At 41.0% G+C, this 8,057-nt stretch carries 9 protein-coding genes; 8 read left to right on the top strand and 1 reads right to left on the bottom strand.

The genetic code is table 11. From position 1 onward, the window contains the following. Positions 1-218 precede the first annotated feature (218 nt). From JOC54_RS22025 to JOC54_RS21990, 8 genes are all read left to right on the top strand, one after another. Positions 219-1,049 carry a DUF6612 family protein gene (locus JOC54_RS22025; RefSeq protein WP_204469259.1) on the top strand — a complete coding sequence of 277 codons (831 nt, stop codon included), beginning with the start codon at positions 219-221 and terminating at the stop codon, positions 1,047-1,049. Positions 1,050-1,412: 363 nt separating this feature from the next. Beyond that, complete coding sequence (gene ehuB / locus JOC54_RS22020) at positions 1,413-2,288, top strand: ectoine/hydroxyectoine ABC transporter substrate-binding protein EhuB (protein ID WP_204469257.1); 876 nt, start codon at positions 1,413-1,415, stop codon at positions 2,286-2,288. Between the two features lie 83 nt (positions 2,289-2,371). Further along, on the top strand, positions 2,372-3,043 hold the full coding sequence (gene ehuC / locus JOC54_RS22015; protein WP_035441140.1) for an ectoine/hydroxyectoine ABC transporter permease subunit EhuC: 672 nt from the start codon (positions 2,372-2,374) through the stop codon (positions 3,041-3,043). Next, complete coding sequence (gene ehuD, locus JOC54_RS22010; protein ID WP_035421206.1) at positions 3,040-3,726, top strand: ectoine/hydroxyectoine ABC transporter permease subunit EhuD; 687 nt, start codon at positions 3,040-3,042, stop codon at positions 3,724-3,726. The genes ehuC and ehuD overlap by 4 nt, the downstream gene beginning before the upstream one ends. After that, positions 3,723-4,535 carry an ectoine/hydroxyectoine ABC transporter ATP-binding protein EhuA gene (ehuA, locus tag JOC54_RS22005; protein ID WP_035421203.1) on the top strand — a complete coding sequence of 271 codons (813 nt, stop codon included), beginning with the start codon at positions 3,723-3,725 and terminating at the stop codon, positions 4,533-4,535. Before ehuD ends, ehuA begins: the two co-directional genes overlap by 4 nt. Positions 4,536-4,669: 134 nt before the next feature. Further along, positions 4,670-5,239, top strand: coding sequence for a nitroreductase family protein (locus tag JOC54_RS22000; RefSeq protein WP_204469255.1), 570 nt, complete (start codon positions 4,670-4,672; stop codon positions 5,237-5,239). A 180-nt stretch (positions 5,240-5,419) separates the two neighbouring features. Then, the gene (locus JOC54_RS21995; protein ID WP_204469253.1) at positions 5,420-7,411 is read left to right on the top strand and encodes a penicillin-binding transpeptidase domain-containing protein; all 1,992 of its coding nucleotides are present in this window, start codon (positions 5,420-5,422) and stop codon (positions 7,409-7,411) included. A gap of 65 nt (positions 7,412-7,476) precedes the next feature. Continuing rightward, positions 7,477-7,719, top strand: a complete 243-nt coding sequence (locus JOC54_RS21990) for a hypothetical protein (RefSeq protein WP_081765764.1) — start codon at positions 7,477-7,479, stop codon at positions 7,717-7,719. Between the two features lie 36 nt (positions 7,720-7,755). On the opposite strand, the gene JOC54_RS21985 is transcribed toward JOC54_RS21990, so the two are convergent. After that, a complete protein-coding gene (locus JOC54_RS21985; protein WP_035421194.1) occupies positions 7,756-7,986 on the bottom strand; it encodes a hypothetical protein in 231 nt (76 codons plus the stop codon). Positions 7,987-8,057: the final 71 nt, after the last annotated feature.

Below are 8,057 nucleotides of genomic sequence, written 5' to 3'. Positions count from 1 at the left end.
GGGAAACCATTTCAGTGGGCCTTTGAGGCCAAGGCCGGTAATAGAGGCTTCCAGCCGCAGAGCAAACCACCAGTTCACACTGGTGGTTTTGATTGTGGGCATAAATCGATAAAATGCGGCAAAACCTATAATTTAGTAGTAAAGTGAGCGATTTAATATGATTGATCAGGTCTTCATGTTAAAGTTGCGAACGAGTTGTTCTATTAAGGAGGCTAATTTTGAAAAAAACAATGATCGCATTAGCAAGTGTTGTCGCGCTAGCGGCTTGTAATACAGCAGGTGAATCCAATGAAGGAGTGGAAGACGTTCTAACCGAGTCTAATGAAGCAATGGCTGACTTAAACAGTTATGAGATGGAAACGAATATAGCAATTCAAGAACAAGAAGGAAATGAAGTGGTTTCAAATGTGAAGCTTATTCGTGATCCGCTTGCTTTTTCCGTTAAAGAAACAAGCCCAAACCCTCTTACAGGAGAGAATGAAGAAAGTCATACCTTCTTTATGGATGGGCAACAGTATTATGAAGAACCGTTTATCGGTGAATGGGTTCATTCGAATGCAGAAGAAGCGAATGTAGATGAGGAAGCCGAATTGAGACCAGCTGAACAACAAGTGGATTACCTTCTTGAGCATATTGATCTGTTAACGATAGAGGAAACAGATGACTCTTATATCATTTCTAGTGAGGGTTTAGAAGATAATCGTTCGGAACTTGCGCTTTTATTAGCTAGCGGTGGCAATGAGCTTGACTTTGATTTTGAAGTAACGGAATTTAATTATGAATTAACGATTGATAAAGATACGATGCACCAAACGAACGTTGAAATGTCAATTGGATTGGATTTGGCAGAAGAAGGCTTACAGTCAATTCAAGAAATGTCGACGACCTATAGTCAGTTTGATCAGCTTGAGCAAGTTGATGTGAATGAAGAGGCAATTGATGCTGCAATAAGTATGGAAGAAGCAACTGAACGAGCGGAAGAGCAGCAGGCAGAACTAGAAGAACAGCAAACTGAGATGGAAGAAGAGCAAAATGAAGAGGATCAATAAAATGTAGAAAATGGCCCCAGGGCCATTTTCTTTTTATAGGAATAGGATAAAAGACGTGTTAAAAAAGCAGGGGTTAATCAAAAGTTTTTAATTCTGGAAGCAAATCATCGTGTTAGAGGCCGTTATCTTGTTTATTTTTACGTTATAAAGTGATCATGGTGTTACAAGCGTGTTCAAGCCAATATTGCTTTAAATGTGATGGTTTATGAGTGTATTCTGATTTTTAACAATTAAATAGTTATGCTATCATAAAAGACAGAGCATATTAACGATCTTTCGAAAAAGAAGTTGTTTTGTAATGCTACAAATGTCTAATTAACAACTTGTTTTTGGTGAGGTACTTTATTAGGGGGAACAAATCAGATGAAAAAAATTGGAATTTTCGGCTTATTTCTCGTTTCGTCAGCATCTTTAGTTGCTTGTGGAAATGGTGAAGAAGAGAATGGAAATGAAGGAGCTTCAAATGGAGGAGACACGGTTCAAGTTGGTGTAGCTAATGAAGAGCCTTATGGATACATAAATATTGAAGAAAATGAAGTAACAGGCGCTGCTCCAGAAATTGCTCGAGCTGTTTTACAGAGTATTGGGTATGAAGATATTGAAGGAAATGTAGCTGATTTTGGTGCGCTCATTCAAGGTGTTAGTCAAGGGCAGTTTGATATTGCGACAGCGGCGATGGATATTCGACCAGAACGGTGTGAGAATGGAAACTTTGGCGATATAGAGATGCAATACGGAGAAGGTATTGTCGTTCAGGCTGGTAATCCATTAGGTATTACGAGTTATGAAGATATTGTTGCCAACCCCGAGATTCGCGTTGCCGTAATGAGGGGCGCAAATCAAATGAATTATTTAGATAGTCTAGGGATTAACGAAGATCAATATGTTCAGGCAGATAGTATTGCAGACAATATGGCGGCAGTAGAATCAGATAACGCTGACGTAATGGTTGCAACTGATGCTACAGCAAACGTTGCTGCACAGAACAATTCTTCTGGCAATGTTGAATTTGTTGAGGAGTTTGAGCAGCCAATCATTGAGGGTGAATCTGTAATGGCTTATGGTGCAGCAGTATTTCCTCAAAGCGATGAAGGCGATGAAATGCGAGAGGCCTATAATGAAGGGTTGCAGGAACTAATTGATTCAGGTGAGCTATTAGAAATTCTAGAAGAATTTGGTTTTACTGAAGCGAATTTACCACCAACTGATATAACGACTGAAGATCGTTGTAACGTATAACGGGTAAATAGCATGAACTAAGCATGGTCAATGCATTAGTGCGTTGCCATGCTTTTTTCTTTTGACTGCAAAGGGGTGAAAATATGTTCAATAATATCAATACTTTTGTACCGTTTATTTACAACGGATTACTCATTACGATACAAGTATTTTTAATTGGTGCATTGATTGCATATAGCATAGCTATTATTGCCGGGTTAATGAGAACATCTTCTAATCTCTTCATTAGGGGTGTGGCTACATTATTTGTAGAGTTGTTTAGAGGAACGTCTCTTTTAGTGCAAATGTTCTTTTTTGTTTATGCGCTGCCAACGTTGCTACCTGCCGTTGATTTACCGTTATTATTTGCTGGTGCGCTAGCGGTTGGGTTGAACTACGGCGCCTATGCGTCAGAGGTTGTTAGAGGTGCCGTACTTTCTATTCATGTAGGTCAAACAGAAGCGGCTATATCTTTGAATATGTCGAAGTGGCAAAGGCTAAAACTTGTCATTCTGCCTCAGGCTGTGCGCTTGATGTTACCTGGTTTTGGCAATAACGCAATTGAATTATTAAAGGGAACCTCGCTCGTTTATTTTATTGGCTTAGCTGATATAACGTTTCAAGCGAACGTCTTACGGGGAGGGAATAATGCATTAAGTGATCAAGTCGAGATTTACACGTATTTATTGTTCTCTTATTTTCTACTAGCCTTACCTTTAATTTTCTTAGCCAGATGGTTAGAGAAACGAGCGTCTAAAGGAGTGAGTACATCATGAATGGAGAAAAAGCATGGAACTGGGAGTTTGCATTTGAGATTTTTCCGGAAATCTTATCCGCCATTTCAATGACGATACTCGTGACTTTTCTTGCTTATGCTGTTTCCTTATCAGTAGGGTTACTATTTACGTTTTTACGACGTTCTAGCTTTAAACCTGTAGCTTTACTTGTAGCAGGGATTGTGGAGTTTATTCGAGCAACACCTCCACTTGTCCAATTGTTTTTTATCTTCTATACGACTCCTTTAAGTGGTTTCCAGACAGGAGTTGTGGTGCTTGGCATTCATTATGCAACGTATGTATCGGAAATCTATCGATCAGGGATTGAAGCAGTGCCGCAAAGCCAATGGGAAGCTGGTAAAGCACTGAATTTTTCCAAGATGCAAATGTGGAGAAAAATCATTCTCCCACAAGCAATTCCTCCTGTAATTCCGATGTTAGGCAATTACTTAATTGTTCTTTTTAAAGAAACACCATTGTTATCTGCCATATTTGTGTTGGAAATGATGGCAGTTGCTCGAGCAATTGGAACAAATACTTGGAACTATGTCGAACCAATTACAATCGTTGGTTTCTTATTCCTTGTATTAAGCTATCCAGCCGCAGCGTTTATCAGGTACTTAGAAAGAAAAATGGGGAATTTACATGGAAATAAAGTAGAAACAAGGGGTGTAAAAACATGAGCGAGACATCTGAAAAGGTGAATGTACTGAATGATGCAGAAAAAGATGTTATTGTTCGTTATCGAAACGTAAAAAAAGCATTTGGAGATACGGTTGTTTTAAATGATTTAAATATTGATATAAAGCAGGGAGAAAAAATTGCTTTGATTGGTCCATCAGGCTCTGGTAAAACGACCATTATCCGAATGTTAATGACGTTAGAACAACCAACAGAAGGAACGATTGAAGTAGATGGCCAGATGTTATGGCATAAAGAAGTAAATGGCGAACTTGTTACGGCGGATGAGAAGCATCTTCGAAAAGTAAGAGGAAGTATTGGCATGGTGTTTCAACAATACAATCTGTTCCCACATATGACAATTATGAAAAACTGTACGGAAGCACCAATCCATGTTCTGGGATTGAGTAAGCAAGAAGCGAAAGAGCGAGCTATTAAGATGTTAACAAAAGTTGGCCTTGCCGATAAAGTAGACATGTATCCAGCCCAGCTATCAGGGGGGCAGCAGCAACGGGTTGCAATCGCCCGTTCACTTGTGATGCAACCTAAAGTGATGCTTTTCGATGAAGTAACGGCAGCTCTAGACCCTGAGCTAGTCGGAGAGGTTTTGGAAGTTCTTCGAGATATTGCATCAGAAGGGGAAACAACGATGATGCTTATAACGCATGAAATGGACTTTGCACGTGACGTGGCCGACCGAGTCTTTTTCTTGGATAAAGGAAGCATAGCTGAGCAAGGCACGCCTGATGAAGTCATTAATCATCCAAAAACAGAGCGACTGCAAACGTTTCTTGGACGCTTTAATGCGTAAAAACCGGACAAAGTCCGGTTTTTATATTTATCTAATTGATAATGAGAATCATTCCTTGATTTTAAAAAGTTCTTTCGCTACACTTAGGTTATCTAAACTTGATTGGATCTTCTAACAGGAAAAAGGGTGATCGTGTGGAAAAAGAAGTACAAGCAATCGACAGTCTCATTAAAGGAAGGCGCTCAATTAAAAAATTTAAAACAGATGTTGTTTCTGTTGATGAAATGATTGAAATCCTCGAAGTAGCTAAATGGGCACCCAATCATAAAATGACAGAGCCTTGGAGGTTTCTGCTCTATTCAGAAGAAGGGAAAAATGAATTCGTTGATGCCTACTTGGAAACACAAACGAGTAGCGACGGTACGGTACCGGAAAAAGCGATTAAAAAAGCGAATTATTTTAAACAAATCCCGCTTCATCTAGTGGTTGTTATGCCTGAAGACCCTCGGCAAAAAACGTGGGATGAAGATTACGGAGCGGTTAGTGCCATGATTCAAAACATACAGTTGGCTGCTTGGGCAAGAGGGATTGGCATGATCTGGAGGACGAATGATTGGATTTACAATCCGATTTTCCGAGAAGCCCTCGGCGTGAAGCCTGGCGAAAAAATAGTGGCTACACTGATGATCGGCTATGCTGATTTTATTCCAGAAGCAAAGACGCGCACTTCAATTAGAGAGAAGTTAACTGTGGTAACTAAATAGACTCAGACCCTGCGACTAAAGGTGCAGGGATTTTTATTTTATCCGTGCAGACATTGTAAAAAATTAAGCATACATGTCAAATCATGGTTCAAGCGCTTCCTTAACTATGATATGGTATAGGAGATGGTCGGGGCACTTTAGTAGCATTTATATTTACATAGATTAAAGGAGCTGGATGGATTGAAGCGGAAGCAACTGTCGATTAGTTTGATAGCCTGTGGTCTACTTGTATTAAGCGCATGCTCGAATGACGAGTCACCAGAAGCAGCGATTACAACTTTTATTGAACATTGGGAAAATCGCGCATATGATCAGATGTATGCAATGTTGACTGATGATGTACAAGCGTCTTTTAGTGAAGAAGCATTTATTGAACGATATGAAAACATTTATAATGCCCTTGTCCCTGAGTTTACAATTGATCCTACTTTACCAGAGGAATGGTCAGAAGAGGGTTACGAGGATATTCCCATTGCCATCTCAATGGAAACGATAGCGGGTGCTTATTCGTTTGAAGAACAGTTAAGAGTTGTTCAATCTTCTGAAGATGAAGAAGAATGGCGTGTCCAATGGGGTTCGCATTTAATTTTTCCAGATTTAGGTGATGAAGATCGTGTTAGAGTTAACCGTACTGATCCAGTTAGAGGAGAGATTTTCTCAGCGGACGGTCAAGGTCTAGCCATTAATGGAACCGTTGTAACGCTGGCAGTTGTTCGGGACCGATTTGAGGATATGGAAAGCGAAATTTCAAGCATTGCAGCAGCATTTGATATGACAGAGGATTCCATTCGTTCCCAACTTGAGCAAGGGTGGGTGGAAGATAGTAGCTTTGTTCCAATTGGACAAAAACCAGAGTCTGAACTTGGTTTTATTGAATCTGTTATGGATGATGTTCCTGGTTTTACCTATCGAATGGATGGAGGACGAGTATACCCATTTGCTGAGAACGCAGCCCATTTGATTGGGTATGTTCGCCCAATTACAGCGGAACAGCTTGAAGATCGAACCGATCAAGGTTATCACCGCAATTCTATTTTAGGGCAGAGCGGGTTAGAAAGTGCGCAGGAAGAACTACTTAGAGGAACCCCAGGAGTCAAAATACACCTTGAGAATGCAGACGGCGATGATAAGGGCACCATCGTTGAACAGGAGACTGTTAATGGTGAGGACCTGCATTTAACCATTGATATTGATTTACAGCAAGAAATTACGAATCAATTTGCTGGTGAGAAAGGTACAGCCGTTGCTTTAGATCCACTAACTGGAGCAACACTTGCTTTAGTAAGTTCTCCAAGCTATGACCCTAATTCAGTGACGCTTGGATTATCTGCTAGTCAACGAGCGGAAATAGATGAAGATGAGAATCAACCAATGTTAAACCGCTTTTACTCCTTGTATTCACCCGGATCTACGTTTAAAGCGATGACTGCTGCAATCGGGCTTGAGGAAGGAACATTATCTCCAGAAGATTCAATTGAGGTTAATGGATTAGAGTGGCAACCTGAAAATGCCGATTGGGGAAATTATTCGGTGCGTCGTGTAACAGATCCAGGTGGACCTGTTGACTTAACCGCTGCTCTTGTTTATTCCGATAACATCTATTTTGCTCAAGAGGCACTTGAACTTGGTGAAGAGGCGATGACAGAAGGAGCCGCAGCATTCGGGTTCAGTGAAACCGTCCCTTATCTTTACCCATTTCGGCAATCTTTACTAACTGGAGAAGATGGCTTTAATTCTGAAATTCAGCTTGCTGATTCAGGCTATGGGCAAGGTCAAATCTTAATTAACCCGGTTCATCTAGCATCGATGTATACAACTTTTTTAAATGAAGGCGAGCTAATTCTGCCCGTGCTTGGAAAAGAGGAAGAAACAGGCGTTACGTGGAAAACACCAATGTCAGCAGAAACCGCAACAATCATTGATGATGCTTTAGAACAAGTTGTTTCAAGCCCTAACGGTACAGCGAGCTCTATGCAGATAGATGGATTATCTTTGGCAGCGAAAACAGGAACAGCTGAAGTTGGTAGTTCGGAGGATGGTACTGTTTTAGGTTGGGTTGTAAGCTACGATCGTGACAATCCAGAACTATTACTTGCGATGATGCAGGAAGATGTCGGCAGTGGTGAGGTTGTACCGAAAGTCAAAGAATTGTATCAATACATGAATCGTTAACTCTTTCCGCACGCGCCCGTTTTGAACTGCATAGGATAATGCATAACGGACTGGGAGGTTACGTTTTGCATCCAACCTATTGGCAAAATCGACAGTATCAACAACAGGATTACCGTAGACCTGGCTATGGTTATGGTAGAAGACCTTTTTATGGTGGTGGAAATGCATTTCTAGGTGGCTTAGTTGGCGGTCTTGGGGGTTCTTTAATTGCCGCACCGTTCTTATATGGAGGCGGTGGCGGTTACGGCTATCCACCGTATGGATACGGTTATGGCTACCCTCCATACGGCGGGGGATATTATTATTAAATAAAAAAGACATCAGCGAGAAGCTGATGTCTTTTTTTAATATGGTCCCCCTGGACCTCCAAAACCGCCGCCCCAATAACCGGCTCCACCAATGATGATGATGAGTATAAAAAGAACAACGATGATTCCAATTGCCCAAGCTCCGCCACCATAGCCAGGTCGACCATAGCCAGGTCCGTAACCGCCTGGACCAGGGCCGTATCCATATCCTCCGCATGGAGGAGGTGGACAACATGGATTTCCATATCCTGCATTGTAATAGCTCATAAAAGCACCACCTTTCTAGGATATTACACAATATGGTTGTACGAGCAAAAAGGTGATGAACCAGCAGGATT

It is taken from the genome of Shouchella xiaoxiensis (genome assembly GCF_016907895.1).
GTDB classification, from domain to species: domain Bacteria; phylum Bacillota; class Bacilli; order Bacillales; family Bacillaceae_D; genus Shouchella; species Shouchella xiaoxiensis.
Note: the sequence above shows the minus strand (reverse complement) of the source record. Positions and strands in the feature narration are given on the sequence as shown.

Coding starts and splice junctions, on each gene's coding strand:
- ehuB (WP_204469257.1), top strand. CDS start 1,413: ATGAAAAAAATTGGAATTTTCGGCTTATTTCTCGTTTCGTCAGCATCT.
- ehuC (WP_035441140.1), top strand. CDS start 2,372: ATGTTCAATAATATCAATACTTTTGTACCGTTTATTTACAACGGATTA.
- ehuD (WP_035421206.1), top strand. CDS start 3,040: ATGAATGGAGAAAAAGCATGGAACTGGGAGTTTGCATTTGAGATTTTT.
- ehuA (WP_035421203.1), top strand. CDS start 3,723: ATGAGCGAGACATCTGAAAAGGTGAATGTACTGAATGATGCAGAAAAA.
- JOC54_RS21985 (WP_035421194.1), bottom strand. CDS start 7,986: ATGAGCTATTACAATGCAGGATATGGAAATCCATGTTGTCCACCTCCT.